The 25,645-nt window shown below is 70.6% G+C and carries 23 protein-coding genes and 2 tRNA genes; 14 read left to right on the top strand and 11 right to left on the bottom strand.

The window, feature by feature from the left end:
- Nucleotides 1-34: 34 nt before the first annotated feature.
- Complete coding sequence (locus ACWGIS_RS13170) at nt 35-2,014, bottom strand: protein kinase domain-containing protein (RefSeq protein WP_453362482.1); 1,980 nt, start codon at nt 2,012-2,014, stop codon at nt 35-37.
- Nucleotides 2,015-2,287: 273 nt separating this feature from the next.
- Nucleotides 2,288-2,836 carry a helix-turn-helix domain-containing protein gene (locus ACWGIS_RS13165; RefSeq protein ID WP_453362481.1) on the bottom strand — a complete coding sequence of 183 codons (549 nt, stop codon included), beginning with the start codon at nt 2,834-2,836 and terminating at the stop codon, nt 2,288-2,290.
- Between the two features lie 181 nt (nt 2,837-3,017).
- On the opposite strand from ACWGIS_RS13165, the gene ACWGIS_RS13160 reads away from it, so the two are divergent.
- Nucleotides 3,018-3,090, top strand: a tRNA-Ala gene (locus ACWGIS_RS13160).
- A 491-nt stretch (nt 3,091-3,581) separates the two neighbouring features.
- Here ACWGIS_RS13160 and ACWGIS_RS13155 read toward each other — a convergent pair.
- Nucleotides 3,582-4,280 (bottom strand): DUF5324 family protein, encoded by a 699-nt coding sequence (locus ACWGIS_RS13155; protein WP_453362480.1) that lies wholly within the window; start codon nt 4,278-4,280, stop codon nt 3,582-3,584.
- A 430-nt stretch (nt 4,281-4,710) separates the two neighbouring features.
- Between ACWGIS_RS13155 and ACWGIS_RS13150 the strand changes: the two genes are divergently transcribed.
- Entirely contained in the window at nt 4,711-5,244 is a 534-nt protein-coding gene (locus tag ACWGIS_RS13150; protein WP_453362479.1) for a peptidylprolyl isomerase, read from the top strand.
- 150 nt (nt 5,245-5,394) lie between these two features.
- Nucleotides 5,395-6,306 (top strand): rhomboid family intramembrane serine protease, encoded by a 912-nt coding sequence (locus ACWGIS_RS13145; RefSeq protein ID WP_453362478.1) that lies wholly within the window; start codon nt 5,395-5,397, stop codon nt 6,304-6,306.
- Between the two features lie 283 nt (nt 6,307-6,589).
- Here the strand turns inward: ACWGIS_RS13145 and crgA are convergent, their stop codons facing one another.
- Entirely contained in the window at nt 6,590-6,844 is a 255-nt protein-coding gene (gene crgA, locus ACWGIS_RS13140) for a cell division protein CrgA (protein ID WP_453362477.1), read from the bottom strand.
- A 142-nt stretch (nt 6,845-6,986) separates the two neighbouring features.
- Between crgA and ACWGIS_RS13135 the strand changes: the two genes are divergently transcribed.
- The 6 genes from ACWGIS_RS13135 to ACWGIS_RS13110 all read left to right on the top strand — a co-directional run bounded on the left by ACWGIS_RS13135 (nt 6,987) and on the right by ACWGIS_RS13110 (nt 11,602).
- Nucleotides 6,987-7,766 (top strand): DUF881 domain-containing protein, encoded by a 780-nt coding sequence (locus ACWGIS_RS13135; RefSeq protein WP_453362476.1) that lies wholly within the window; start codon nt 6,987-6,989, stop codon nt 7,764-7,766.
- Nucleotides 7,767-7,831: 65 nt separating this feature from the next.
- On the top strand, nt 7,832-8,554 hold the full coding sequence (locus ACWGIS_RS13130; protein ID WP_453362526.1) for a class E sortase: 723 nt from the start codon (nt 7,832-7,834) through the stop codon (nt 8,552-8,554).
- A 37-nt stretch (nt 8,555-8,591) separates the two neighbouring features.
- Nucleotides 8,592-8,789 (top strand): hypothetical protein, encoded by a 198-nt coding sequence (locus tag ACWGIS_RS13125; RefSeq protein WP_356163697.1) that lies wholly within the window; start codon nt 8,592-8,594, stop codon nt 8,787-8,789.
- A complete protein-coding gene (locus ACWGIS_RS13120) occupies nt 8,786-9,424 on the top strand; it encodes an aminodeoxychorismate/anthranilate synthase component II (RefSeq protein ID WP_453362475.1) in 639 nt (212 codons plus the stop codon). Before ACWGIS_RS13125 ends, ACWGIS_RS13120 begins: the two co-directional genes overlap by 4 nt.
- Complete coding sequence (locus ACWGIS_RS13115; RefSeq protein WP_453362474.1) at nt 9,421-10,761, top strand: class E sortase; 1,341 nt, start codon at nt 9,421-9,423, stop codon at nt 10,759-10,761. Before ACWGIS_RS13120 ends, ACWGIS_RS13115 begins: the two co-directional genes overlap by 4 nt.
- Before the next feature lie 91 nt (nt 10,762-10,852).
- Entirely contained in the window at nt 10,853-11,602 is a 750-nt protein-coding gene (locus ACWGIS_RS13110) for a class E sortase (protein ID WP_453362473.1), read from the top strand.
- A gap of 138 nt (nt 11,603-11,740) precedes the next feature.
- On the opposite strand, the gene pknB is transcribed toward ACWGIS_RS13110, so the two are convergent.
- The 6 genes from pknB to ACWGIS_RS13080 all read right to left on the bottom strand — a co-directional run bounded on the left by pknB (nt 11,741) and on the right by ACWGIS_RS13080 (nt 19,915).
- Nucleotides 11,741-13,753 carry a Stk1 family PASTA domain-containing Ser/Thr kinase gene (gene pknB / locus ACWGIS_RS13105; protein WP_453362472.1) on the bottom strand — a complete coding sequence of 671 codons (2,013 nt, stop codon included), beginning with the start codon at nt 13,751-13,753 and terminating at the stop codon, nt 11,741-11,743.
- Between the two features lie 170 nt (nt 13,754-13,923).
- Entirely contained in the window at nt 13,924-15,405 is a 1,482-nt protein-coding gene (locus ACWGIS_RS13100; protein WP_453362471.1) for a peptidoglycan D,D-transpeptidase FtsI family protein, read from the bottom strand.
- Nucleotides 15,402-16,847 carry an FtsW/RodA/SpoVE family cell cycle protein gene (locus ACWGIS_RS13095; RefSeq protein ID WP_453362470.1) on the bottom strand — a complete coding sequence of 482 codons (1,446 nt, stop codon included), beginning with the start codon at nt 16,845-16,847 and terminating at the stop codon, nt 15,402-15,404. Before ACWGIS_RS13095 ends, ACWGIS_RS13100 begins: the two co-directional genes overlap by 4 nt.
- A 26-nt stretch (nt 16,848-16,873) precedes the next feature.
- Nucleotides 16,874-18,412: a Stp1/IreP family PP2C-type Ser/Thr phosphatase gene (locus tag ACWGIS_RS13090; RefSeq protein WP_453362469.1), complete on the bottom strand. Its 1,539-nt coding sequence runs from the start codon at nt 18,410-18,412 to the stop codon at nt 16,874-16,876.
- Nucleotides 18,413-18,540: 128 nt separating this feature from the next.
- A complete protein-coding gene (locus tag ACWGIS_RS13085; protein WP_121405035.1) occupies nt 18,541-19,062 on the bottom strand; it encodes an FHA domain-containing protein FhaB/FipA in 522 nt (173 codons plus the stop codon).
- A gap of 10 nt (nt 19,063-19,072) precedes the next feature.
- Nucleotides 19,073-19,915 (bottom strand): FhaA domain-containing protein, encoded by an 843-nt coding sequence (locus ACWGIS_RS13080; protein ID WP_453362468.1) that lies wholly within the window; start codon nt 19,913-19,915, stop codon nt 19,073-19,075.
- Between the two features lie 835 nt (nt 19,916-20,750).
- On the opposite strand from ACWGIS_RS13080, the gene ACWGIS_RS13075 reads away from it, so the two are divergent.
- Nucleotides 20,751-20,834, top strand: a tRNA-Leu gene (locus ACWGIS_RS13075).
- Between the two features lie 304 nt (nt 20,835-21,138).
- Here the strand turns inward: ACWGIS_RS13075 and ACWGIS_RS13070 are convergent.
- Nucleotides 21,139-21,792: an FMN-dependent NADH-azoreductase gene (locus ACWGIS_RS13070; protein ID WP_453362467.1), complete on the bottom strand. Its 654-nt coding sequence runs from the start codon at nt 21,790-21,792 to the stop codon at nt 21,139-21,141.
- Between the two features lie 121 nt (nt 21,793-21,913).
- Between ACWGIS_RS13070 and ACWGIS_RS13065 the strand changes: the two genes are divergently transcribed.
- From ACWGIS_RS13065 to ACWGIS_RS13050, 4 genes are all read left to right on the top strand, one after another.
- On the top strand, nt 21,914-22,276 hold the full coding sequence (locus tag ACWGIS_RS13065; protein WP_453362466.1) for a winged helix-turn-helix transcriptional regulator: 363 nt from the start codon (nt 21,914-21,916) through the stop codon (nt 22,274-22,276).
- A 119-nt stretch (nt 22,277-22,395) separates the two neighbouring features.
- Nucleotides 22,396-23,895, top strand: coding sequence for a DUF2252 domain-containing protein (locus ACWGIS_RS13060; protein ID WP_453362465.1), 1,500 nt, complete (start codon nt 22,396-22,398; stop codon nt 23,893-23,895).
- Nucleotides 23,896-24,101: 206 nt separating this feature from the next.
- Nucleotides 24,102-24,929 (top strand): hypothetical protein, encoded by an 828-nt coding sequence (locus ACWGIS_RS13055; RefSeq protein ID WP_453362525.1) that lies wholly within the window; start codon nt 24,102-24,104, stop codon nt 24,927-24,929.
- Between the two features lie 179 nt (nt 24,930-25,108).
- Nucleotides 25,109-25,438 (top strand): rhodanese-like domain-containing protein, encoded by a 330-nt coding sequence (locus ACWGIS_RS13050; RefSeq protein WP_453362524.1) that lies wholly within the window; start codon nt 25,109-25,111, stop codon nt 25,436-25,438.
- Nucleotides 25,439-25,645 lie beyond the last annotated feature (207 nt).

Here is a 25,645-nt window from a genome sequence, read left to right as displayed (position 1 = left end):
GCCCCTCTGGAGGCTCCTGCGGCCTGCCTCCCGGTCAGATCCTCGCCAGCGCCCAGAACCCGACGGCGAAGCAGGCGAGGGCCAGGAGCAGCATCGGAAGGGCCACCTTCGCGGGCGGGCCCGGGCGCCTGGTGCGGTGCCGTGCGGCCGAGGGTGACGGACGCGGGGCCTGCGGCGCGGGTGCCGGGGCGGCGTACGAGGCCGTGGGGGCGAGCGCGTGCTGCGGCAGCGCGGTCATCGGTGCCATGGGCTGGTGGACGGTGGAGACGTGCGTGGGTGCGAAGGGGAGGGCGTGCACGTGGGCCGGTGTCGGCAGCTCGGCGGGGGCCGGGGACGGGTACGGCCGCACGGGGACGGCCGGTTGCGGGCGGGGGGTCTCCGCCAGGGCCCGGGGCGGCGGCAGATGGAAGCTCCCGGTGTCCGACATCGTGGACGGTTGGGGCGCGGTGTCGTCACCGACGGCCGACGGCGTCGGGTCCGTGTGCCGTGGCGGAGCGGGGTACGTCGTCCCGCCCCGGTGCCGGCCCTGTTCCGGCTGGCCGGAGGGTTCCTGGGGGAGTACGGGTTCACCGGCCGGGCGGGGAGGGATCGCGCCCTCGTAGGGCTGCGGGTGCCCGGCGCCGGTCGTGGGGAAGCCGGGCTGTGCGGTCTCCGTGCGCGGTCCGGAGTCCGGAACGCCGCCGTCCGCACGGGGGCGCCCGTCGCCGCCGCCGGGGAGCGGGGGTATCGCACCCGCAGGAGGGCGGGGCGGTACGCCGGCGGCGGGGTGGGGCGGGACTCCCGTTCCCGTGCCGAAACCGGTCTCCGTACCCGCACCAGGGCCGGTCCCCGTGCCGAAACCGGTGCCCGTGCCGGGGCCGGTACCGGGATACGGGGGTACGGCGCCGTTGACCGGGTGGGGAGGTGTCTCGGCGCCGGCCGGGCGGAGTGGCGCCCCGTGGGCAGGACGCGGCGGAATCGTGCCGTGGCCCGGTCCCGGGGGAAGCGTGCCGCCGTCGGGCCGCGGGGGGATCGGGGTGCCGTCGGGCAGCGAGGGCGCCGCGCCGATGTCCGGCCACGGCGGTGTCGTGTCGGCGCCGTCGGGGGACGCGGAGCCCGGGAGCGGGGGCGTCCGTGTCACTCCCGGTGCCTTGCGGAGCGGTCCCTCGGGGCCGAACCCGGCGGGCAGCGGTCCCACCTGGTCGAAGACCTCGACCAGCTCGTCGTCGGGCCCCGGCTCGGGCAGGAGTTCGATGGCGGAAGCCAGGGCTTTGCGCGCGCCCGTCGCGGTACGGAACCGTGCGTCGGGGTCGGGCTGCAGCAGCGTCGCGACGACCTGCCACAGGGGCTCGGGGATGCTCTGGGGCGCCCTGGGCGTGCCGTGGGCGGCGAAGTGCTCGATCAGCGCCTTGGCGTCGGGCTTGGCGCCTTCGAGGAGGTAGACGGCGACCAGCCCGACGGCGAACAGGTCGGCGGGGAAGTCGGGGTCGGCGCCCATCATCTGCTCGGGCGCGAAGTAACCGGGCGTGCCGACCACGTAGTTGGTCTCGGTCAGCCGGGGCTCGCCGAGACGCATGGCGATGCCGAAGTCGGAGAGCCTGAGCCGCGGCCGGGCCGTGCCGGTCGCCTCCAGGAGCACGTTGGCGGGCTTGATGTCGCGGTGCACCACTCCTTCCGCGTGCACGGCGGCGAGCCCGGCGAGGAGCTGGTCGAGCAGGGTGCAGACGAAGTGCGGGGGCAGCGGGCCGTAGTCGCCGACGAGATGGACCAGGGAGCCTCCGGCCACCAGATCCATCGTGAAGAGGACCTTGTCGTCGTCGGCTGCCCAGCTGGCCGGGGCGAGCACATGGGGATGGTCGATCCGCAGCGCCTGCTCGCGCACGAACCGCAGCAGCGAGTGCGCGTCGCTCTGCTGGAGGACCTTGGCGGCCACGTACCGGCGGCGCCGGTGGTCCCAGGCGCGCCAGACGGCACCGACTCCCCCGCGTCCGATCGGGTCGACCAGTTCGTACCGGCCGGCGAAGACCTCACCCATGGTCGTGCCTCGCTCCCCCTTCGGAGTCGGCCCGGCTGCCGCGTGCCGCGGTGCCCGGTCGGCCGGAGCTCGTCGAAGTGCCCGCGCCCCCGGGGCACTTCAAGGCGCCCCGCTGTCCGGGCCGCCCGGTGGTCTCGGTTGCCGGGTGCCGTTGCCCGGGCCGTCGTGCGGTCTCCTGACTGCGCATACCCCGTCAGGTGCCCGGCTGCCCACCTCCCCGTCCGAAGGCCCAGGAACCCTTCGTCACGGGGGTGTTGCCGCCGGGCGGTCTGCTCAGTTCTGGTGGGACTGGTAGTGCGCCACCGCGTCGGAGGTACGGCCCGCGCCGTACACCCGGAGGAACTCTGCCAGTTCCGGGTGGGTCGGGGCGAGGGTGTCCGCCGCTTCGATGATGTCCCCCGCCGCCGCCACGGAACGCAGCAGCGACTGGATCTCGCGGACCACCCGCTTCACCGTCGGGGCCCCTGAACTGCTGGTCGTCTGCGTGGTGTTGCTGAGCACCGAGCCCCCCTGGGACTTCTTGATCTCGTCCATCCGGGCGGTGGCCTCGGCCGCGCTGACACTGCCGTCCGCGACCTGCCCCGCCAGGTCCTGGAGCAGCTGGACCCGCTGGACCACGGCGGGATTGCCGATCTTGGCGCGCTGACCGCTCATCAGCTGCGACAGCATGGGGGCGGACAGCCCAAGCACCCCGGCGAGACGCGCCTGGTTGAGACCCAGATCGTCGATGAGCCTACGGAACAGCGCCCCCAGCGGCTCCCCGTACCAGTTCCGCTGCAGCTCCCGGGCTCTTGCGGTCGCTTCCTGCTGTGCGGCGTCCATTGCGTCTCCCCATCGCTTCCCCAAGTACCGTGGTTCGCTGCCGCGAACCACGCCGAGCATCTTACGGAGAGTGGTCGTCCACGGGGACCCCCTATCTTTTTGCGAGATCCCGGGGGTGACCCGGTACTCTGGTCTGCGGCGCCCGCCGGTGCGAGTCTCCTCCGGCCGGACGTTCTCTTCCGGGGCCTTAGCTCAGTTGGTAGAGCGCTGTCTTTGCATGGCAGATGTCAGGGGTTCGACTCCCCTAGGCTCCACACCTCGGACCGGCCGGCCACCCTCATGGGGCGGCCGGTCGGTCTTCTTATGCCCCCGTTTCTCCCGGTGTCCGACGACTCCGGGAGCCCGGTGGAGGCGATGCGGGCACGGACGAGTGACCTGCATCACACGCAAAACATTTGCTCCGTTGCATTTATTTGCGCAAAGGGAAGTCGAAACCGAAGCCCGCGGGGCGGTCACGCCGGCGGCTCGCGCCTCCATGGAGTCGTGTCCGCCGATGAGGGGGCCTTACGGGGGCGGGGGTGGCCGCCGTCCCGTAACCGGCGCAATGCGCTCCGTTAAGGTTTTTGTGTGGATGTCATGTGTGCGGGTCATTGCAAACGTCATCGAGGGCGAGTGCTGTAAACGCCACTGTCCGCACCCGGAAGCGCCGTTCCGGTTCGTGTTCCACGTGAAACAACGCCGTGGGGCAGAAGACCCTCAAGTCTTCTGCCCCACGGCGTTGTTGAGGCCGGCGCGGTGGCCGGGATCAGCGGTGCTCGTCGCGGTCCGCCGACTCCTCCTCGGCTTCCTTGGCCTGTACCTCCGGGTCCAGGGCGGCCTGGCTGCCGTCCACGGCCGAGAGGTGACCGTTGTCCGGCACCTCGGTGGCGGCGGGGGGCTCGACCAGCCAGTCAGGGTTGGCCTGCTTGTCCCACCACTTCCAGGCCGCGAAGGCGCCGCCCGCCACGACGCCCAGAATGGCCAGGCCCTTGGCGATCCGCCCGGCCCTGGCCCGCCGCTGCTGCTTGCGGACCAGCTTCTCGATCTGCTTGGGCGAGACCTGACCGCGCAGGGCGGCCAGTGCGGCGACTCCGCGGGCCGCGGCCTCCTTGCTCACGGGCTGGGCCGCCGCGACCGCCTGGTCGATCCTCGGCTTCGAGTAGTCGGCGGCCTGACGAGCGGCCTTGCGGGTACGGACCGCCGCGTCATGGGCGGCCTGGTCGACTTTCGGCGGTACGTGCGAGCGGGCCTGTTCCAGCCGCGGCGCGAGATGAGCGCCGTACTGGACGCGGGCCTGGTCGGCGGCCAGCGACACCTTCGGCGCAAGCCGTACGCGTGCCTCGTTTGCGTAGTGAGCGGCCCTGTCCTTGGCCGTGTCGGCATAGGGCGCCACCACTTCCGCGGCGTGCAGCACGCTGTCCTTTGCCGAGCCGGTCGCGGCGCGCACGCTGTCGATGCGGGTCACGGGTTTCCTCCTCCTCGGTGGCGTACGGTATTTCACCTTTCCGCCCTTATCGGGATCATGCCCGCCAGTGACCACCGGGGCATGTGAGGACGGGCATCCGGGTCACGAATGCCCCCCTCCCGGGCGAGCCCGGAGTGGTCGCCGATCACAGGACGATCGGTGACCATCAGGCGACGATCAGGTCCAATAGCGGATTAATACAGGGCAACGGGAGCTTGTCGACGACAATGCCACGGATCGTCGCGACGCGCCCCCATCCGGGAGGACTCGACCGGTTTTCTGCGCACATCACCCCCGGACGTCTGTCCGGGGACGTGATCCGGGTGCCCGGTAGAAAGAGACCCAATCGCCGGGACGAGTGGTGGCGGGCGTCGGTTAGGCCGGTCCGTGCGAGGATCGGGGAGTCAGAGAAGGCAACGGAAGGCACAACGTGGCTGAGCAGCTCTACGCCACCCTGAAGACCAACCAAGGCGACATCGAGATCCGGCTCCTGCCGAACCACGCGCCCAAGACGGTCCGGAACTTCGTCGAGCTCGCCCAGGGCGAGCGTGAGTGGGTCAACCCGGAATCGGGCCAGAAGTCCACGGACCGGCTCTACGACGGCACGGTCTTCCACCGGGTGATCAGCGGCTTCATGATCCAGGGCGGTGACCCGCTGGGCAACGGCACCGGCGGCCCCGGCTACCAGTTCGAGGACGAGTTCCACCCCGACCTGGCCTTCGACAAGCCGTACCTGCTGGCCATGGCGAACGCCGGCCCGGGCACCAACGGCTCCCAGTTCTTCATCACCGTCTCCCCGACGGCCTGGCTGACCCGCAAGCACACCATCTTCGGCGAGGTCACCGACGCGGCCAGCCAGAAGGTCGTGGACGCCATCGCGAGCACCCAGACCAACCCGCGCACCGACCGTCCGGTCAACGACGTCGTGATCGAGTCCGTCGTCGTGGAGACCCGCGAGGGCTGAGCCCGCGGATCCTGTGGGGAACCAAACGCCCCGTTCGTCCGTAGGGATGGGCGGGGCGGTGCGTTCGCGCACGGGCCCGCACGGAGCCCGGGCGGACCGCTGTGCGCCGGCCGCGCAGCCCGCCGTACGCAGAGGTGAGGGGACCCCGTCATGGACCAGGTGCCAGGCAGCCCGCAGGGACCGGGTGACCACGGACCGCAGGACGCCCGGAGCCTGCCCGCCTGCTACCGGCATCCCGACCGGGAGACGGGCGTCCGCTGCACCCGCTGCGAGCGTCCCATCTGCCCCGAGTGCATGGTCAGCGCCTCGGTCGGCTTCCAGTGCCCCGACTGCGTGCGGAACGGATCGGGCACCGGGCACGCCCCCGACGTCGCCCGGCCCCGCACCCTCGCCGGCGGCGCGGTCGCCGCGGACCCCCGGCTCGTCACGAAGATCCTGATCGGCATCAACCTCGCCGCGTTCCTCGTGCAGCAGACGGCCGGGGACCGGTTCACGAGCCGCTTCCAGCTCGTCGGCCGGGGCTACGACCCGGTGCTCAACTCGTTGCAGGGCGTCGCGGAGGGCCAGCCGTACCGGCTGCTGACCTCGACGTTCCTGCACAGCGGCCTCACGCACATCGCCTTCAACATGCTTCTGCTGTGGTGGCTGGGCGGGCCGCTGGAGCAAGCCCTCGGCCGTGCCCGCTACCTCGCGCTCTACGTCGTGTCCGGCCTCGCGGGCGGCGCGCTGACGTACGTGATCGCCGCGCAGAACCAGCCCTCGGTCGGGGCCTCCGGTGCGATCTACGGCCTCTTCGGCGCGACCGTCGTCCTGCTGCGCCGGCGCGACTACGACCTGCGCCCGATCCTGATCCTGCTCGCGGTGAACCTGGTCGTCACCTTCACCGTGCCCGACATCGCCTGGCAGGCCCATGTGGGCGGGCTGGTCGCGGGGCTCGTCGTCGGGTACGCCATGGTCCACGCCCCGCGGAAGCGGCGGAGTCTCGTCCAGTACGGGACCTGTGCGCTGGTCCTGGCCGTGGTGGTCGTCATGACGCTGGTCAGGACCGGTCAGCTCACCTGAGTGACCGATGTTGTCCACAGTCTGTGGCGGATCTTGTGCACGCTGTGCGGGAACAACTGTGCCCCCTGTCGCTGACCCGCGTTTTCGCAGGTAGGACAGGGGGCGAACAGGCTTCCGCATCCCGGTAGGCCAGTCACACCGGCGTCAACACCCGGTGGGTTATCCACAGATCGTCGTTCTTTTTCCCCACTGTGGAAAACTTCTGTGGATAACTCAGTGGATAGCTGAGGGCAGAGCTGAGTCCACTCCGCCGTGGGCCACCGTTATCCCACCGGGAAGGACGTCACTTCCATTGCGTGGAGACGCCGAATCCCGCCGCGATGAAGCCGAAACCGACCACGATGTTCCAGTTGTCGAGCGCGTCGATCGGCAGCGAACCGTCGGTCACATAGAAGACGACGATCCAGGCCAGGCCGATGAGGAACATGGCCAGCATGACCGGGGCGACCCAGCCGCGGCTGTTCAGTTTGATGGCCGTCGTCTGCTTGGACGGCGGCGGCGTGTAGTCGGCCTTCTTGCGGATACGTGACTTCGGCACGAGGGTCTCTCCTGTCGATGCGCTGCGTGGCCGCGCAGGGAACGGGGGCGGGCTCCGGGGCAGCGTACAAGGGGACACTGAGTGCTCCCCCGGGCGTCCGTTAGCGTAGTGCTTCCGCGGCGCCTAAGGAGATAAGGGTACGTTGAGCAATTCTGCCGACTCCCCCGGGACGGGTCCCACCCCTGGCCGCACGCGCCGTTTCCGGCCCGTGCGGGTGCTCACCGTAGCGGTGTTCGCCCTGGCGGGCCTCATCTTCTTCACCAGCTTCAACACGGCCAAGGGCACCAATATCCGCACGGATGCGTCCATGCTGAAGCTCTCCGACCTCATCCAGGAGCGGAGCCACAAGAACGGGCGGCTCGACGAGTCCAACGGGGCACTGCGCGACGACGTGGAGTCCCTCGCCGAGCGGGACGACGGCCGTACGGAGGCCGAGGACGCCAAACTGGCCGCCCTGGAGAAGAACGCCGGCACCCGGAAGCTGAGGGGCAAGGCCATCACGGTCACGCTCAACGACGCCCCGCCGAACGCGACCGCCAAGCTGCCGGGCTACCCCGAGCCCCAGCCGGACTACCTGGTGATCCACCAGCAGGACCTCCAGGCCGTGGTGAACGCGCTCTGGCAGGGGGGCGCCGAGGGCATCAAGGTGATGGACCAGCGGCTGATCTCCACCAGCGCGGTCCGCTGCGTCGGCAACACCCTGATCCTGCAGGGACGGGTCTACTCGCCGCCCTACAAGATCCAGGCGGTCGGTGACCCGGCCAAGCTCAAGAAGGCGCTGGCCGCCTCCGCGGCGATCCAGAACTACATGGTGTACGTCAACGTCTACGGGCTCGGCTGGAAAGTCGAGGACGACGGGAAGGTGACTCTTCCCGGCTACTCGGGCACAGTGGATCTCCACTACGCGAAGCCCGTGGAGTAGCGCGGTCGGCGGGCGGACGCGGTGGCCGGAGTAGCGGAGCAGCTGCCACTGGGGGGCCTGTGTCGGTGCGAGTGGTCGTCCGGACGCTCAGCGAACTGTGCATCACCGTCGGCGCCGTGATCGTGCTCTTCGTCGTCTATGTGCTCTTCTGGACCGGCGTGAAGGCCGACGGCGTCATGGACCGCCAGATCGACGAGCTCCAGGACCGCTGGTCGCAGGGAAGCGTCCGGCCCGCGCCCCCGGGAACCGGCACACCGGGCGGAAGCGGAAGCTCCGGCGAGCCCGTCGCCACCGCCCCGGCGAAACCGGCACCCTACGAGAACGACGAGCCGTTCGCGATCATGTACGTGCCGCGTCTTGGTTTCACGTGGAACAAGCCCGTGCTGGAGGGGACCGGAACCGGCACCCTGAAGAAGGGGCTCGGGCACTACGCGCGCACCGCCCGGCTCGGACAGCGCGGCAACTTCGCGGTCGCCGGGCACCGCCGGACCTACGGCGACCCCTTCAAGGACTTCCCCCGGCTGCGCCCCGGGGACGCGGTGGTGCTGACGGACGGCACGACCTGGTTCACGTACCGGATCGACACGAAGCCCTACCGGACGCTGCCCGGCGATGTCGCGGTCGTCGACCCCGTACCGAGGAAGTCCGGGTACACGCGAGCGGGGCGCTACCTCACGCTGACCACCTGCGAGCCGGAGTGGGGGCACAGCCACCGCTTGATCGTCTGGGCGCATCTGGATTCCACCCAGCCTGTGGAGGCCGGGAAACCGGAGGCGCTGCGCCGTTAGTCTGGTGAGGTACGGCGTGAGTCCGGTGGGGTGTGGCGTGACTCTGGTGCCGTGGTGCTACGGAAGGGACGGCATGTACGGCTGGATCTGGCGGCATCTGCCGGGGAACGCATGGGTGAGGGCGTTGATCTCCCTCGTCCTGGCCCTCGCGGTGGTCTACGTGCTCTTCCAGTACGTCTTCCCGTGGGCCGAACCGCTGCTGCCCTTCAACGATGTGACGGTGGACGACCAGTGAGCACGCGCATTCTCGTCGTCGACAACTACGACAGCTTCGTCTTCAACCTGGTCCAGTACCTGTACCAGCTGGGCGCCGAGTGCGAGGTGGTGCGCAACGACGAGGTGTCCACGGCGCACGCCCAGGACGGCTTCGACGGCGTGCTGCTGTCGCCGGGACCGGGCGCCCCGGAACAGGCGGGCGTCTGCATCGACATGGTCCGGCACTGCGCCCGGACCGACGTCCCCGTCTTCGGTGTCTGCCTCGGCATGCAGTCGATGCAGGTGGCGTACGGCGGGGTGGTGGACCGCGCGCCGGAGCTGCTGCACGGCAAGACCTCCCTCGTCGAGCACGAGGGCACGGGCGTCTTCGCGGGGTTGCCGACCCCCTTCACGGCCACGCGCTACCACTCGCTGGCCGCCGAGCCGCTCACCGTGCCGGCCGAGCTGGAGGTGACGGCACGCACGCACGACGGGATCGTGATGGGACTGCGCCACCGTGAACAGCGGGTCGAGGGCGTGCAGTTCCATCCCGAGTCGGTGCTGACCGAGCACGGGCACCGGATGCTCGCCAACTGGCTGGCGGAGTGCGGGGACCAGGACGCGGTGGCGAGGTCGGCGGGGCTCGCCCCGGTGGTGGGCAGGGCCACGGCGTGACCGCGCTGCGCCCCGAGCGCGACAGCTCCCCCCACGGCGGCGAGGCCGCGTACGGGGGCGCTGACGCGTTCGAGGGCGCCGAGGCGTTCGGGGCGCCGGCTGGACGGACCGCCGATCCCCTGACGGACCCGCTCACCGCGCAGCCCCGGCCGGGGTTCCAGGAGGAGTGGTACGACCCCGCGGGGTACGCGCGGGACTGGTACGGGGCGGCCGAGGGCACGTACGCGGCGCCCTCGCAGCCGTACCAGGCGACGCCCCGGTCCTACGAGCAGTACGCCGAGTACGGGCAGCAGGGGAGCCCGCGCGGGCACGGGGAGACGTACGCGGCCCCCCAGCCGGCGCCGGGCGTCCCCGCGTACGAGGAAGGGACCTTCGCCCCGCACGCGGCTCCCACCCTCGTCCAGCCGGCCGTATCGCCGCGGTTGCCGGACGACGAGACGGTGGCGCTGCGGATCGCCGACGTGCCGCGCGCGGCCGGGGGCTCCCCGGGCGGGGCCGGCAGCGATCCCGTACGGCCGCCAGGGGGCCGGGCGGCCCGCCGGAAGGCCGCCGGACGCCGGGGGCGGCACGGAGGCGCGCAGACGGCCGTGGAGCCGTCCGCCGACGGGCCGTCGGGGGCGCCCCGGTCGCGGCTGGAGGCGCGGCGAGCGGCGCGGGCCCGGCGGCCCGGCGCGGCGGTCGTGGTGAGCCGCGTGATCGGCGAGGTCTTCATCACCACCGGCGTCCTGATGCTGCTGTTCGTGACCTACCAGTTGTGGTGGTCGAACATCCGGGCGCACCAGCAGGCGGGCAGCGCGACGCACAACCTGCAGGAGGACTGGGCGAACGGCAAGCGGAAGCCGGGGGCGTTCGAACCGGGACAGGGGTTCGCCATCCTGCACATCCCCGACCTGGACGTCGTGGCGCCGATCGCGGAGGGCATCAGCAAGTCGAGGGTCCTCGACCGCGGGATGGTCGGCCACTACGACAAGGACAGCGTGAAGACGGCGATGCCCGAGGACAAGACGGGCAACTTCGGGATCGCGGGGCACCGGAACACGCACGGCGAACCGTTTCGCTACATCAACCGTCTCAAGCCGGGCGACCCCATCGTGGTCGAGACCCAGGACGAGTACTTCGTCTACGAGATGGCGTCGATCCTCCCGGTGACATCGCCCTCGAACACCGCCGTACTGGATCCCGTCCCCAAGGGGTCGGGTTTCACGACCGCCGGGCGCTACATCACACTGACCACGTGCACGCCGGAATTCACCAGCAAGTACCGGATGATCGTCTGGGGCAAGCTGGTCGAGGAACGGCCGCGCAGCAAGGGCAAGCCGGACGCGCTCGTCGAGTAGGAGCGCGGGGAGCGGCTTCCCCGGGGCACTTCCGGACCATCCGGGTGCCCCGGGACGCATTTCGGGACGGACCAGACGGGGCGGATGCACAGTGGCAGCGAGGACGGACCACGACGAGCGCGCCGACGCCGGTGCCGACGCCGGCGAGGTGCCGGCGCCGCGCCGCCGCGGCGGCCGGATCGCGATGGCCGTCAGTGTCTTCGGTGAACTCCTCATCACGGCCGGGCTGGTGCTCGGCCTCTTCGTCGTCTACTCGCTGTGGTGGACGAACGTGATCGCCGACCGCACGGCGCACAAGGAGGCCGACCAGGTCCGCGACGACTGGCTGGAGGACCGGGGCGGCCCCGGCGCCCTGGACACCAGGAACGGCATCGGCTTCCTGCACGTGCCGGCCATGCGGAACGGCGAGGTGCTCGTCAAGAAGGGCACGTCCTCCGAGGTCCTCAACGACGGCGTGGCCGGCTACTACACGGACCCCGTCAAGTCGGCCCTTCCGCAGGACAAGAAGGGCAACTTCACGCTGGCAGCCCACCGCGACGGCCACGGAGCCAAGTTCCACAACATCGACAAGCTCAGGAAGGGCGACCCGATCGTCTTCGAGACCAAGGACGACTGGTACGTCTACAAGGTCTTCTCGGTCCTCCCGGAGACCTCGAAGTACAACGTGCGCGTCCTGGGCGCCGTCCCGAAGCAGTCGGGCGCGAAGAAGGCGGGCCGCTACATCACCCTGACGACCTGCACGCCCGTCTACACGTCCCGCTACCGCTATGTGGTCTGGGGCGAGCTGGAGCGGGTCGAGAAGGTCGACGGCGACCGCACGCCGCCGAAGGAACTGCGCTAGCGGAAAGCCGTTCGACGGAGCGCGTACGACGGAGCGCGTACGACGGAGCGCGTACGACGGAGCGCGTACGACGGAGCCCCGGCACCCTTGGTGGGTGCCGGGGCTCCGTCGTGTACGGGCCCGGTGCGGGCCGGCCGGCTAGTCCTCCGTGCGGAACACGGTGCCGGTGACGCCTCCGAAGAAGCCGCCGTTGCCGCCGTTGTTGCCCCCGTTGTCACCCTCGGCCTGGCCGGTGGTGGTCAGGTTGACCGCGGTGCCCTGGTCCACCTGGGTGCCGGCCGGCGGATCGGAGGCCAGGACGAAGGCGTTGTCGTCACTGGACCCCGTGACGTTGCCGACCTGCAGGCCCGCTTCCTGGATCGCCTTCTTGGCGTCCTTGAGGCGCTGGGCGGTCACACCCGGGACGGCCACCTTCTGCTTCTCGGCGGCCTTGCCGATCTGGATGGTGACCTTCGACTGCGGGTCGACCGTGGAGTTCGCCGAGGGAGCCGTCTGGAGCACCTTGCCGACCTGTGCGGCGTCGGCGGTCTCGACGTCCTGGCACTCGCCGACCAGGTTGTTGGCCTGCATCTGCTGCTTGGCCTCGTCACAGGACTTGCCGGTGACGTCCGGGACGGTGGCCTGCTTCTTCTCCTTGGCGATGGTGAGGGTGATCGTCGATCCCTTCTCCACCTCCTTGCCCGGGTCCGGGTCCTGGGCGAGCACGGTGCCCGGCTTCTGGGTGGACTCCTTGGACGTGGTCTCCACCTGGAACTGGTACTTGTCCGCCCCGAGCTTCTTCTTGGCCACGGCCAGTTCGTCGTCGATGACGTTGGGCACGGCGACCTTCGGGGCCCCGGTCGACACCACGAGGTTGATCGTGTCGCCCTTGTTGACCTCGGTCTTGGCCGCGGGGTCCTGGGAGCAGATGCTGCCGGTCTTCTGGTTCTCGCAGGGCTTCTTCGTGAACGTGAGCTCCAGCTCGCGGTTCTCCGCCATCTGCGTGGCATCGGCCTTCGTCTGGCCCACGAAGTTCGGTGCCGGGAACGGCTCGTCGCCCGAACCGCCGCCCCCGAACGCCCACTTGCCGATGAGGATCGCACCGACGAGCACCAGGATGCCCGCGACGACCAGCAGGATCGTCGAGGTGTTGTTCTTCTTCTGGCGCCGGCGGTCGGGCCGGTCGTCGTAGCCGTACCCGGCGTCGTCCGGGTTCATCGGGGGCAGCATCGACGTGGCCTGCCCGTCCGTGGACCGCAGGGCCGTGGTCGGCTGGTCGTCGGGGTAGCCGCCGTAGCCGACGGCGCCCATGGCGGCCGTGGCGCCGACGGGCTGGCCGTCGAGGCAGGCCTCGATGTCCGCGCGCATCTCGTCCGCGGACTGGTAGCGGTAGTCGGGGTCCTTGGTCAGCGCCTTGAGGACGATCGCGTCCATCTCGGGCGTGATCTCGGGGTCGAAGACGCTCGGCGGCTGCGGCTCCTCGCGGACGTGCTGGTAGGCCACCGCCACCGGGGAGTCGCCGACGAACGGCGGCCGCACGGTCAGCAGCTCGTACAGCAGGCAGCCGGTGGAGTAGAGGTCGGAGCGGGCGTCGACCTGCTCGCCCTTGGCCTGCTCCGGGGAGAGGTACTGCGCGGTGCCGATGACCGCCGCGGTCTGCGTCATCGTCATGCCAACGTCGCCCATCGCGCGCGCGATGCCGAAGTCCATGACCTTGACCTGGCCGTTGCGGGTGAGCATGACGTTGGCCGGCTTGATGTCGCGGTGGACGATGCCGGCGCGGTGGGAGTACTCCAGCGCCTGGAGGATGCCGATGGTCATCTCCAGCGTCCGCTCGGGCAGCAGCTTGCGCCCGGAGTGCAGCAGCTCGCGCAGCGTGGAACCGTCGACGTACTCCATCACGATGTACGGGATGGAGATGCCCTCGATGTAGTCCTCGCCGGTGTCGTAGACGGCGACGATCGCGGGATGGTTGAGCGAGGCGGCCGACTGGGCCTCCCGGCGGAAGCGGGCCTGGAACGACGGGTCGCGCGCGAGGTCCGCGCGCAGCGTCTTCACCGCCACGGTGCGGCCGAGCCGGGTGTCGTGGGCGAGGTGAACCTCGGCCATGCCACCACGGCCGAGCACCTGGCCCAGCTCGTACCGGCCGCCGAGGCGACGCGGCTCTTCCATAGCTACCTACCAGCCCTCTCCGTCAGTCCCGACCGCACCTTTGTGTGGTCCGGCGGTGTGCTGTCCGGGCATACCGTACCCGGATCGCTTTGTGTGACCTGGCCAAGACCGTCACCCGATACAGGACCGGTATCGCAACGTGCACCGATGCGCAGGGGACGTGACGGGGGTCACTTCTTGCTGTCGATGACCGCCTTCATCACGTCCCTCGCGATGGGCGCCGCGAGGCCGCCACCGGAGATGTCGTCGCGGTTGGCGCTCTCGTCCTCGACGACGACGGCCACGGCGACCGGGGAGCTGCCGTCGCTCTGCTTGGCGTAGGAGATGAACCAGGCGTACGGGTTCTCGCTGTTGTCGACGCCGTGCTGGGCGGTACCGGTCTTGCCGCCGACCGTGATGCCGTTCTCGTTGATCTGCGCGTTCTGGCCGGTGCCGTCCTTGACGACCGTCTCCATCATCGACTGCAGGATCTGGGCGTTCTCCTCGGAGAGGGGCTCGCTCATCTTCTGCGGGTCGGTCTGCTCGATCACGTCCAGGTTCGGCGCCTGGAGCTTGTCGACCATGTACGGCTTCATGAGTGTGCCGTTGTTGGCGACGGCCGAGGCGACCATGGCCATCTGGAGCGGGGTCGCGGCGGTCTCGAACTGCCCGATGGAGCTGAGCGCGGTCTGCGGCCGGTCCATCTTCGTGGGGAAGGTCGAGGCGCTGGTGCGCACCGGCGTGAACTGCTCCTCGTTGAAGCCGAACTTCTCGGCCTGCTCGACCATCTTGTCGCGGCCGACGTCGACGCCGATCTTGCCGAAGACGGTGTTGCAGGAGACCCGGAGCGCCACGCGCATGGTGGCGTTCTTGCAGGGGATGTTCCCCTCGTTCTTCAGCTCCGTCGTCGTGTCCGGCAGGGTGTACGGCAGCGGCGTCTTGGTCTTCTGGTCCGCGTCCGTGTACAGCCCGTCCTCCAGCGCCGCGGCCGCGGTGACGACCTTGAACGTGGAGCCCGGCGGGTAGGTCTCGCGCAGCGCCCGGTTGAGCATCGGCTCGTCCGGGTCGTTCTTCTTCTGGATCTTCGTCCAGGCCTTGCTGTCCGTCGTCGTGGAGTTCCCGGCGAACGTCGACGGGTCGTACGACGGGGTGGATGCCAGGGCGAGGATCGCGCCGGTCTGCGGGTCGATCGCGGCGACGGCGCCCTTGCCCTGCTTCAGCAGACCCTGGTACGCGGCCTTCTGGGCGGCCGAGTTGAGGGTGGTGACGACGTTGCCGCCCTGCTTCTTCTTGCCGGTCAGCATGTCCAGGGTGTTGCGGAAGAACAGCCGGTCGTCGTTGCCGGTCAGGATCCCGTCGTCGATGGACTCCAGCTGCGTGGCGCCGAAGGCCTGGGAGGCGTACCCGGTGACCGGCGCCCACATGGCGCCGTCCTTGTAGGTCCGCTTGTACGCGAAGTCGCTGTTGTCGGTCCTCTTCGAGCCGGTGATCGACTTGCCGTCGACGATGATGTCGCCGCGCGGGGTGGCGTAGCGCTCGATGGCGACACGGCGGTTCTTGGGGTCGTCCTTGAGGGAGTCGGCCTTGACGTACTGCAGCCAGTTGTCCCGGATGAGCAGGGCGAGGACGAGCAGCCCGCAGAAGATCGCGATCCGGCGCAGGGGCTTGTTCACGGGCGGACCACCTGGGTCATCTCGGCGTCGGGGTTGGGGGCGGGGGCCGGCGCGGGCCGCCGGGCGGTGTCGCTGATGCGGATCAGGATGGCGATCAGCGCCCAGTTGGCGATGACCGAGGAACCGCCGGACGCGAGGAACGGCATGGTCATACCGGTCAGCGGGATCAGGCCCATGACGCCGCCGGCGACCACGAAGACCTGGAGACCGAAGGCGCCGGACAGGCCGACGGCCAGCAGCTTGCCGAACGGGTCGCGGGCGGCGAGGGCGGTGCGGATGCCGCGCTCGACGATCAGGCCGTAGATCAGCAGGATCGCCATGACGCCGGCCAGGCCCAGTTCCTCGCCGAAGGTGGCGAGGATGAAGTCGGAGTTGGCGGCGAAGCGGATCAGCTCGGAGTGTCCCTGACCCAGACCGGTGCCGAGGGTGCCGCCGGAGCCGAACGCCCAGAGGGCCTGCATGGCCTGCTCGGAGTGGACGATGCCGTCGTTGGTCCCGGCCTGGCTGAGCGCGTACTCGCGCATCGGGTCGAGCCAGGCCTGCACGCGGGTCTGGATGTGCGGTTCGAAGGTGGCCACGCCGACCGCGCCCGCCGCGGACATCAGCAGACCGAAGACGATCCAGCTGGTCCGCTCGGTGGCGACGTACAGCATGATCACGAACATGCCGAAGAAGAGCAGCGACGTACCGAGGTCGGTCTCGAAGACCAGGATCAGGATGGAGATGAACCAGACCACGAGGATCGGACCGAGGTCGCGTCCGCGCGGCAGGTAGAGACCCATCACCCGGCGGCTGGCGAGGGCGAGCGCGTCGCGCTTGACCATCAGGTAGCCGGCGAAGAACACCGCCAGGACGATCTTCGCGAACTCACCGGGCTGGATGGAGAACCCGGCGATCGAGATCCAGATCTTGGCGCCGTAGATGTTGGCGCCGAGCCCCGGCACCAGCGGCAGGAGCAGCAGCACGAGGGCCGCGACCATCGAGATGTACGTGTAGCGCTGGAGCACCCGGTGGTCCTTGAGGAACACCAGCACCACCACGAACAGCGCGATGCCGAGCGCGGTGTACAGGAGCTGGCGTGGCGCCGCGTTGCCCGCCTGGTTGATCGACTGGAGGAGCTTCGACTGGTCGAGCCGCCAGATCACCACCAGTCCGAGCCCGTTGAGCAGCGTGGCCAGCGGCAGCAGCAGCGGGTCCGCGTACGGCGCGAACTTGCGGACCACGAGGTGCCCGACGCCGGCGAGCAGACCGAGGCCGAGGCCGTAGCTCAGCAGGCCGGGCGGCACCGAGTCGTTGATGGCGAGGCCCACGTTGGCGTAGGCGAACACCGGGATGACGACGGCGAAGACCAGCAGCGCCAGCTCGGTGTTGCGGCGGCTCGGCGTACCGATCGAGCCGATCGTGGACGTCTGGTGCGTCGACGGGTTCGTAGTACTGCTCATGGTGTGACAGGGCCCCTCACGGCTGCTTACTGCTTACCGCACAGCGAGACCAGCTTCTGCTCTTCCTCGGAGAGGCTGGGGCCGGGTGTGGGAGTGGGTGCGGTCTTGGACTTGGGGGACGTGGGCTGCGACGCCGACGGGCTGGGTGTCGGCGACGACGTGGCCTTGGACGTCAGGGACGACTTGGTGGTTCCCGTGACGCCGCCGGCCTCGCCCTCGCCGGTCTTGGCGTTCTTCTCGTTCTCGGCGGAGCGGCGCTCGGCGTTCTTCTTGCACGCGGACGCCTGCACGGCCAGCTCGTCGATCTTGGACTGCGCGTCGTCGAGCCCGCCCTCGGCGATGGTCGCCTTGACCTGCTTCTGCTGGTAGGGCGGGAGGTACTTGAGTTCGATCTCGGGGTGGTCCTTCTCCACCTTGGAGAGCGAGACCCAGGCCAGGTCCTGGCTGATGCCCCGGTACAGCGCGACGTGCTCGTCGTTGGTGCCGACGTAGTACTGCGTCTGCGTCCAGCGGTAGCCGCCGTACAGGCCGCCGCCGATGACGGCGAGCACGAGCACCGTGTAGAAGGACCTCTTCAGCCACTTGCGCCCCGAGCGCGGCTTCACGAAGTCGTCGTCCGAGTACCCGCCGAAGCTGCCGGTCGGGACGTAGCCGGTGGTGTCGCCGCTGCCGGGCGGGCCGAACTCGCCGCCGCCCTGTCCGGGCACCTGGCGGCCGAGGTTCGAGGCGCGTCCGGCGGGGGTCTGCATGGCGCCGTTGTCGTGCGACTGGAGCTGGTTCTCGGCGACCGCGCCCACGACGACCGGGGTGTCGGAGAGCTGGGCGGCGAGGGTGTCGCCGCTGTCGATGTCGAGGACGTCCGCGACGATGACGGTGATGTTGTCGGGGCCGCCGCCGCGCAGTGCGAGCTGGATCAGCTCCTGCACGGTCTCCTGGGGGCCCTGGTAGCTGGCGAGGGTGTCCTCCATCGTCTGATGGCTGACGACTCCCGACAGGCCGTCGGAGCAGATCAGGTACCGGTCGCCCGGGCGGACCTCGCGGATGGAGAGGTCGGGCTCGACGTGGTCGCCGCTGCCGAGCGCCCGCATGAGCAGGGACCGCTGCGGGTGCGTCGTGGCCTCTTCCTCGGTGATCCGGCCCTCGTCGACGAGGCGCTGCACCCAGGTGTGGTCCTGCGTGATCTGCGTGAGGACGCCGTCGCGCAGCAGGTACGCCCGCGAGTCGCCGACGTGGACGAGGCCGAGGCGCTGACCGGTCCACAGCAGGGCGGTGAGCGTCGTGCCCATGCCCTCCAGCTGGGGGTCCTCCTCGACCATCATGCGGAGCTGGTCGTTGGCGCGCTGCACGGCGGTGCCGAGCGAGGTGAGGATGTCGGAGCCGGGCACGTCGTCGTCGAGCGCGACGATGGTGGAGATCACCTCGGACGACGCGACCTCGCCGGCCGCCTGGCCGCCCATCCCGTCGGCGATCGCGAGCAGGCGCGGACCGGCGTAACCGGAGTCCTCGTTGCCCTCGCGGATCATGCCTTTGTGCGATCCGGCGGCGAAGCGCAGTGACAGACTCATGCGCACCTCGCCCGTCGGCTCCGGGTACATCCGCACGGTGCCCACCCTCCGGTCGGGAGCGCGCGGGGGTCCGTCGTGTGGACCGCTGCTGCGTGCTCGCTCCGCTCGCGCCTATTCATGACGTAGTACTACTTCCGCAGCTCGATGACGGTCTTGCCGATGCGGATCGGCGCGCCCAGCGGGACCGGTGTGGGAGTCGTCAGCCGGGCCCGGTCGAGATAGGTGCCGTTGGTGGAGCCGAGGTCCTCGACGATCCACTGCCCGTCCCGGTCGGGGTAGATCCGGGCGTGCCGGCTGGACGCGTAGTCGTCGTCGAGCACGATCGTCGAGTCGTGCGCACGGCCCAGGGTGATGGTCTGCCCCTGGAGCGCGACGGTCGTGCCCGTGAGGGTGCCCTCCGAGACGACCAGCTTGGTGGGGGCGCCGCGGCGCTGGCGGCCACCGCCGCTCGGCGCCGCCTGCTGGCGCTGCTGCGGGGGCGCGGCCTGGCGCGCGGCCTGCTGCGGCCGCGCGGCTTCCCTGCGCGAGCCGCGCTGGGTGACGCGCGTTCCGAACAGGTCGCTGCGGATGACCTGCACGGCCACGATCACGAACAGCCACAGTACGGCCAGGAAACCCAGCCGCATGACCGTGAGGGTCAGCTCTGACATTGCCCCCGCTTCACCCTTCGGCTTGCCGGTAAATGATGGTGGTGCTGCCCACGACGATCCGCGAGCCGTCGCGGAGCGTAGCGCGGGTGGTGTGCTGCCCGTCCACCACGATGCCGTTGGTGGACCCGAGATCCTGGATCGTCGAGGGCGTTCCGGTCCGGATCTCACAGTGCCGGCGCGAGACGCCGGGGTCGTCGATCCGCACGTCGGCTTCGGTGCTGCGGCCCAGCACCAGCGTCGGGCGGGAGATCTGATGGCGGGTGCCGTTGACCTCGATCCAGTGCCGTGTTCTGGTGCCCGGTCCCGGGGCTGCCGCGGCGCGCTGTCCCAGGGGGGCGGCGCCGGGGCGGCCGCCGGGCGGCGGCGCGGACGGCATGGGAGGAGCTGCCGAGGGCTGGGCGGACGGCGGGTAGCCGTATCCGCCGGGGCGCCCCGCGGCCGGACCCGCCGGGGCGGACGCGGGCGACTGCTGGTTGGTGGAGGAGGCGAGCGTACGGCTTCGCACCCGGTACAGACCGGTGTCCAGGTCGTCGGCCTTCTCCAGGTGGACCTTGATGGGGCCCATGAACGTGTAGCGCTGCTGCTTGGCGTAGTCGCGCACCATGCCGGCGAGTTCGTCGCCGAGCTGGCCCGAGTAGGGGCTGAGGCGCTCGAAGTCCGGCGTGCTCAGCTCCACGATGAAGTCGTTGGGTACGACGGTCCGCTCGCGATTCCAGATCGTGGCGTTGTTGTCGCACTCCCGCTGGAGCGCTCCCGCGATCTCCACGGGCTGGACCTCGGACTTGAACACCTTGGCGAAGGTGCCGTTGACCAGACCTTCGAGACGCTGCTCGAACTTCTTCAGGACTCCCATGGGGCACCTCCTCCTAGACGTCGTCCCGCGTGCCGCTTGCGTCCGTACCGCTCGCCGCGCTGCCGCGTGCGGTGCTTCCTGTGCTGCTCACCGCCGTGTCACTCACGTGTCTACTGCCCAGCGCGGTGCCACTTACGGCGTACTGCTGATCGTCTTCGTCCTGATACTGCTTACTGATCGTATCCACGCGCCGGGAAAACGGGTGGTTCCCCCTGTCGGCCCGGTCGACGAGTGTCGAGACCTCGCGAAGCACCGAGCCGGGTTTCCCTCCCGAAGTTCCCGCCGGAGCGCCTCTTCGAACTCCTTCCGACAAGGATCGTAGAGGCGGCCCGGGACCAGTGTCCCGCACCTGACTGTGGACCTTGTCCGGCTCCTGTACAGATGGCCAGGACCGGTACGAGGTTGATACGTGAACCGGTTCCGTTCGGTGCGGGGGGAACGGAACGGCAGGGGACGAGCGGGGCGAGAGGGACGAGAAGGGCGAGAAGCGTGCGGCGGGGCGTGCGGGAGCGCATCCGTGAAGGGCGGAAGGTCGGTAGGGCGGCAGGTGGGCAGGGGGACTCGGTGAGAGCGACAGGGGACGGCCGGGAGCGCGGAGCGCCCCGTGCGACCTCCCGTGTCGACGCGTCCCCCTCCGGTGCCGACACCGCCCCGGACCTGGCCCGGGACGCCGGCGGGGGTCCCGGGCGCCTCACGCGCGCTCTGATCGGCCGAGGTCCACGGGGGGTGCGGGGCCCGGGGAAAGGGATGTGATTCCACCCCGGACAGCGTGCTAATCTTCTGCATGTCGACAGGCGCTCGCACCACTTGGTGGGAGACGGACGACACACCCAATGCGCGGGTGGCGGAATAGGCAGACGCGCTGGATTCAGGTTCCAGTGCCCGAAAGGGCGTGGGGGTTCAACTCCCCCCTCGCGCACAGCGAACGGACCCTCACTCCGACGAAAGTCGGGGGGAGGGTCCGTTTCTCGTTGCCCGCCAGAGCCGGCCGAGGCATTCGACGCGGGCGACTCGGACCCGGGCGGTGAGCTATCTCACTGCACGCACCCGACGCATTCGTGCCATGGGGGCGACACCGGTAGCCGTTGCGGCGCCGGCTCGTTGGAGGGGGCGTGGACCCATTCCCTTCGTACGAGCAGGCGCGCGTCGTGTCACCGGGTGGTGAGGCCGGTCGCAGGGCGCGCGCCGTTCGGGGGGTCGGTGCCGGGTGTTCCGGCGGCGGGTCAGGCGGCCAGGTGGGCCGTGACCTCCTTGGCCTTCGCGGTGGCGGCGTCGAGGGCCTGGGTGCGCGAGGCCTCGAAGAGCGGGACGAGCTCGGACATCGCCGGGTTCTGCGGCGCCATCGTGAGCTCCGGGACGATGAAGTGGACGTCCATGGCCAGGCTGTCGCCGAAGACCGCCTGGAGGTAGTTCTGCACGTACTCGTAGGGCTCGCGCGGGGTGCCCGGCGCGTAGGAGCCGCCCCGGCTGGCGACCACGGTGACCGGGGTGCCCTTGAGCTTCGAGTCCTCGGCCATGGCGGTGCGGCCGATGAGGATCACGTTGTCCAGCCACGCCTTGAGGGTCGAGGGGATCGAGAAGTTGTACATGGGGGCGCCGATCAGGACGGCGTCCGCCTGCTCCAGCTCCTCGATGAGCTTCACGCGCTCGGCGAAGGCGGCGGCCTGCTCCGGGGTGTGCGCGTCCGGGGCGGCGAAGCCGGCGGTGTGGGCGTCGGCGCTGATGTGCGGCACGGGGTTCGCGGCGAGGTCGCGGTAGATCACCGTGCCGTCGGGGTGCTGCTCCTCCCAGGTGTTGCGGAAGGCGTCCGTCACGGCGCGGGAGGCCGACGCGGCGGTGGGGAACACGGACGAGTCGATGTGCAGGAGCGTGGCCATCGGAATCTCCAAGGAAGAGCGAAGCGGCCCGGTCGGCGGGCTTCTTTTTCGTACCTGACTAGAGATAACACAGCTACTTACTTTTTTTCATCCCCTTGCGTGAACGCAGTACCCTGGAGCCATGGCGGAGTCGGTGCCCCACCACGCAGGGCCGTGTCAGAAGGTCGATGACGGGATGACGCGGGTCTTCCAGCTGCTCGGAAAGCGCTGGACCGGCCTGATCGTGTCGGTGCTGATCCAACGGCCCGTGCACTTCGCCGAACTGCGCCGGGCCATCCCCGGCATCAGCGAACGGATGCTTTCGGACCGGCTCACGGAGCTGGGTGTGGCAGGACTGGTCGTGCGCGAGGTGGACGACGGGCCCCCGCTGCGGGTCGCCTACCGCCTGACCGAGGCGGGGGCCGCACTCGAACCCGCGCTCAAGGAACTCGGCGTCTGGGCCGAGCGGCACCTGCCTGAAGGCGGATCCTGTCCCGGCAAGTAGCCGGTGCCCTGCCCCGGTAAGCAGCCGGTGCGCATAGTTGTCCACAGGGTCTGACGCGTCTCGGCGCCCGGCGGTACGGTCATCACGAGTTGATGTTGTGCACGGGGGAGGCGGTCGCGATGACCGAGCAGGACGCAGGGGTCACCGAGCAGGACACAGGGGTCACCGAGCAGGCCGCGGAGGCTTCCGTCCGGCGTGCGCCGAGGGTCTTCCGCGTGCGGGGGTTCGCGGAGCAGCCCTTCCAGCGGACGGCCGGCGGCGCCGGGGAAGCCGGGGGGCACCGGGGCCCCAAGGCCGAGGGCAAGGCGCTGCGGCAACCGGTGCCGCGCACCGCGCACGCCGCGCTGACGCTCGACACCGGCCGGCCGGACGCGGTGACCGCGGTCGAGGAGTCCAACACCGGCCGCATCCCCGAGCTCACCCCGATACGCGTCGGCAGAATGGCCGCCAGCCCCTTCGCGTTCCTGCGCGGATCGGCCGGCCTCATGGCCCACGACCTCGCGCGCACCCCCATGACCGGCATCGCGGCGCAGCTCTGCGGCGACGCCCACGCGGCGAACTTCGGCCTGTACGGCGATGCCCGCGGCGGCCTGCTCATCGACCTGAACGACTTCGACGAGACGGTGCGCGGCCCCTGGGAGTGGGACCTGAAGCGGCTCGTCACCTCTCTCGTGCTCGCGGGACGGGAGGCGGGGGCGGACGAGGACACCTGTCGCAAGGCCGCGCACGACACGGCGGGCGCCTACCGCCGCACCATGCGCCTCCTGGCGAAGCTGCCGGTCCTCGACGCGTGGAACGCCATCGCGGACGAGGAGCTCGTCTCCCATGCCGACGCCCACGACCTGCTCGGCACCCTGGAGCGGGTCTCCGAGAAGGCACGGGCCAACACCAGCGGACGGTTCGCGGAGAAGTCGACCGAGACCGTGGAGGGCGGCGGCCGCCGGTTCGTCGACGCACCGCCGGTGCTGCGCCGCGTGCCCGACGGGGAGGCCGCGGCGGTCGCTGCGTCCCTGGAGGACTATCTGACGACCCTGTCCGTGGACCGCATTCCGCTCCTCGCCCGGTACGCGGTGCACGACGTCGCCTTCCGCGTCGTCGGCACCGGCAGTGTCGGCACCCGCTCGTACGTGGTCCTGCTCCTGGACCATCGCGGGGAGCCCCTCGTCCTCCAGGTGAAGGAGGCACGGCCGTCGGCGCTGGTCCCCCATCTCCGGACGGCCGGCTACACCGTGCCCGAAGCGGAGCACGAGGGCCGGCGCGTGGTGCTGGGCCAGAAGCGCATACAGGTCGTCAGCGACTTCCTGCTCGGCTGGACGACGGTCGACGGGCGCCCCTTCCAGGTGCGGCAGTTCCGCAACCGCAAGGGCAGCGTCGACCCCGCCGCCCTCGCCCCCGACCAGGTGGACGACTACGGCCGGATGACGGGCGCCCTCCTCGCCCGGGCCCACGCGCACAGTGCCGACCCGCGCCTGATCGCCGGCTACTGCGGCAAGAACGAGGAGCTGGACGAGGCGATGGCCGCCTTCGCCGTCGCCTACGCGGACCGCACGGAGGCGGACCACGCGGAGCTGGTGGCGGCGGTCGCGCGGGGTCGCGTCGCCGCGGAGACCGGCGTGTGACGGGAGGGGCGGGCGGCATCCCGGGTCGGCCCGGGAATCCGCGGGGTCCCGTGGCCTAGGCTGGACGGGTGACGACCCCGGAAGCCGAGCACAGCCAGCCCGACCGCACCGAGGCGGAGGCCGCCCGCGCGGCGGAGAACGCCCGTTCCCGCAGCGCCGCGAGCCCTCAGCCCGACGGTGCCGGTGAGGGGGCGGGCCAGGACGCGGTGGCCGGGGCCGACGCGGCCGGAGAGGGTGCGGGTGTCGTGGCCGACGAGGACGCGCGGCCCGAGGCGCGGCTGGAACGGGCCGTGCGCGCGGCCGAACAGGCGCTGATCGAGTACGAGATCGCCGTGGAGACCTTCCGCGTCGAGGTCGAGAACTTCTCGCGGCTGCACCACCAGAAGCTCGGTCCGATGTACGCGCGGCTCGACGAGCTGGAGGCCCAGATCGCCGAGGCGCAGGCCGCCCGCACCGGCGACCCCGAGGACGTGCGCAAGGCGGACGAGGCCCGGGCCCGGGTCATGCCGATGCCGGGCGTCGAGGAGCTGTTCCACGGCTGGATGGACTCGGAGGGCCTCTTCCCTGAGGCCGCGGCGATGCTCACGGACCAGCCGGTGCGGCCCCCGCAGCGTGTGCGGCCCAGTGACGAGGCCCGCAGGCTCTACCGCGAACTCGTCCGCAAGGCCCACCCCGACCTGGCGCAGGACGACGGCGAACGCTCGCGTCGCGACGAGTTCATCACCCGGGTCAACGCGGCCTACGCGCGCGGTGACGAGGGCCTGCTGCGGGAGCTGTCCGCCGAGTGGGCCGCAGGTCCCGTGCCGGAGGAGTGGAAGCCGAGTCGCAGCGAGGAGCTCTACGCCCGCCTCGAATGGCTCTCGCAGCGCAAGGAACTGCTCACGCTCATCGCCAGTGACCTGGAGGAGAGCGCGATCGGCGCGATGCTCAAGCTGGCCCCGGACGACCCCGACCGGCTGCTGGAGGAGATCGCCGAACAGCTCCTGACCCAGGTCGGTGAGCGCGAGGCCCAGCTGGCAGGGCTGATCGGCTAGCGGGAGGCCCGGCTGGCAGGGCTGATCAGCGGGAGGCCGAGTCGGCGGGCTGTCGTGGTGGGCTTGGGCACCAAGGGCCGTGGTGGGACCACCGGTGGCTGTGGTGGGACCGCGGGTGGCTGGGGCGACGGAGTGCCGGTGCGGTCAGGTAGCGTCGAGGCATGCATTTTGGAGCTGGTGTGCCCACCGTCGAGGTCAAGGACCTGACGGACGGAGACTTCCTGCTGGACGTCCGCGAGGACGACGAGTGGCAGGCAGGTCATGCCGAGGGGGCGCTGCACATCCCGATCAGTGAGTTCGTGGCCCGCTACGGCGAGCTGACCGAGGCGGCGCCGCAGGACGGCAGGGTCAATGTGATCTGCCGTTCGGGGGGTCGTTCGGCCCAGGTGGCCATGTACCTCGTACAGCAGGGCGTCGACGCGGTGAACGTCGAGGGCGGCATGCAGGTGTGGGCCGCCGCGGGCCGCCCGGTGCTGAACGACAAGGGCGAGCCGGGGTTCGTGCTCTAGGGCGCTTCGCGCGCCGGGCCACGACGGAGGCGGACGCCCGGCGGCGCGAGGGCCGACGCCGGTGGTCCCGGTCGTCGGGGTCCTGAGCGCCGGCCGCCGGCCTCCGGTGAGGTTGCGGCTTCGGCTTAGGTGAGATGCGCGGGCCGGACGCCCGGCGGGTCGGCGGGGGCGGATGTCGTTGCCGGGTGGTGCCGCGTGCCGGGTGCC

It is taken from the genome of Streptomyces sp. NPDC054842 (assembly GCF_053611025.1).
The sequence above is the reverse complement of the archived record's forward strand: the minus strand, read 5'-3'. Positions and strand labels throughout refer to the sequence as shown.

Bases quoted from the DNA above. Each gene is read 5' to 3' on its own strand.
- ACWGIS_RS13165 (WP_453362481.1), bottom strand. From the start codon at position 2,836: ATGGACGCCGCACAGCAGGAAGCGACCGCAAGAGCCCGGGAGCTGCAG.
- ACWGIS_RS13065 (WP_453362466.1), top strand. From the start codon at position 21,914: ATGGCGGAGTCGGTGCCCCACCACGCAGGGCCGTGTCAGAAGGTCGAT.
- ACWGIS_RS13085 (WP_121405035.1), bottom strand. From the start codon at position 19,062: ATGTCAGAGCTGACCCTCACGGTCATGCGGCTGGGTTTCCTGGCCGTA.
- ACWGIS_RS13145 (WP_453362478.1), top strand. From the start codon at position 5,395: ATGGACCAGGTGCCAGGCAGCCCGCAGGGACCGGGTGACCACGGACCG.
- pknB (WP_453362472.1), bottom strand. From the start codon at position 13,753: ATGGAAGAGCCGCGTCGCCTCGGCGGCCGGTACGAGCTGGGCCAGGTG.
- ACWGIS_RS13095 (WP_453362470.1), bottom strand. From the start codon at position 16,847: ATGAGCAGTACTACGAACCCGTCGACGCACCAGACGTCCACGATCGGC.
- ACWGIS_RS13170 (WP_453362482.1), bottom strand. From the start codon at position 2,014: ATGGGTGAGGTCTTCGCCGGCCGGTACGAACTGGTCGACCCGATCGGA.
- ACWGIS_RS13090 (WP_453362469.1), bottom strand. From the start codon at position 18,412: ATGAGTCTGTCACTGCGCTTCGCCGCCGGATCGCACAAAGGCATGATC.
- ACWGIS_RS13070 (WP_453362467.1), bottom strand. From the start codon at position 21,792: ATGGCCACGCTCCTGCACATCGACTCGTCCGTGTTCCCCACCGCCGCG.
- ACWGIS_RS13060 (WP_453362465.1), top strand. From the start codon at position 22,396: ATGACCGAGCAGGACGCAGGGGTCACCGAGCAGGACACAGGGGTCACC.
- ACWGIS_RS13080 (WP_453362468.1), bottom strand. From the start codon at position 19,915: ATGGGAGTCCTGAAGAAGTTCGAGCAGCGTCTCGAAGGTCTGGTCAAC.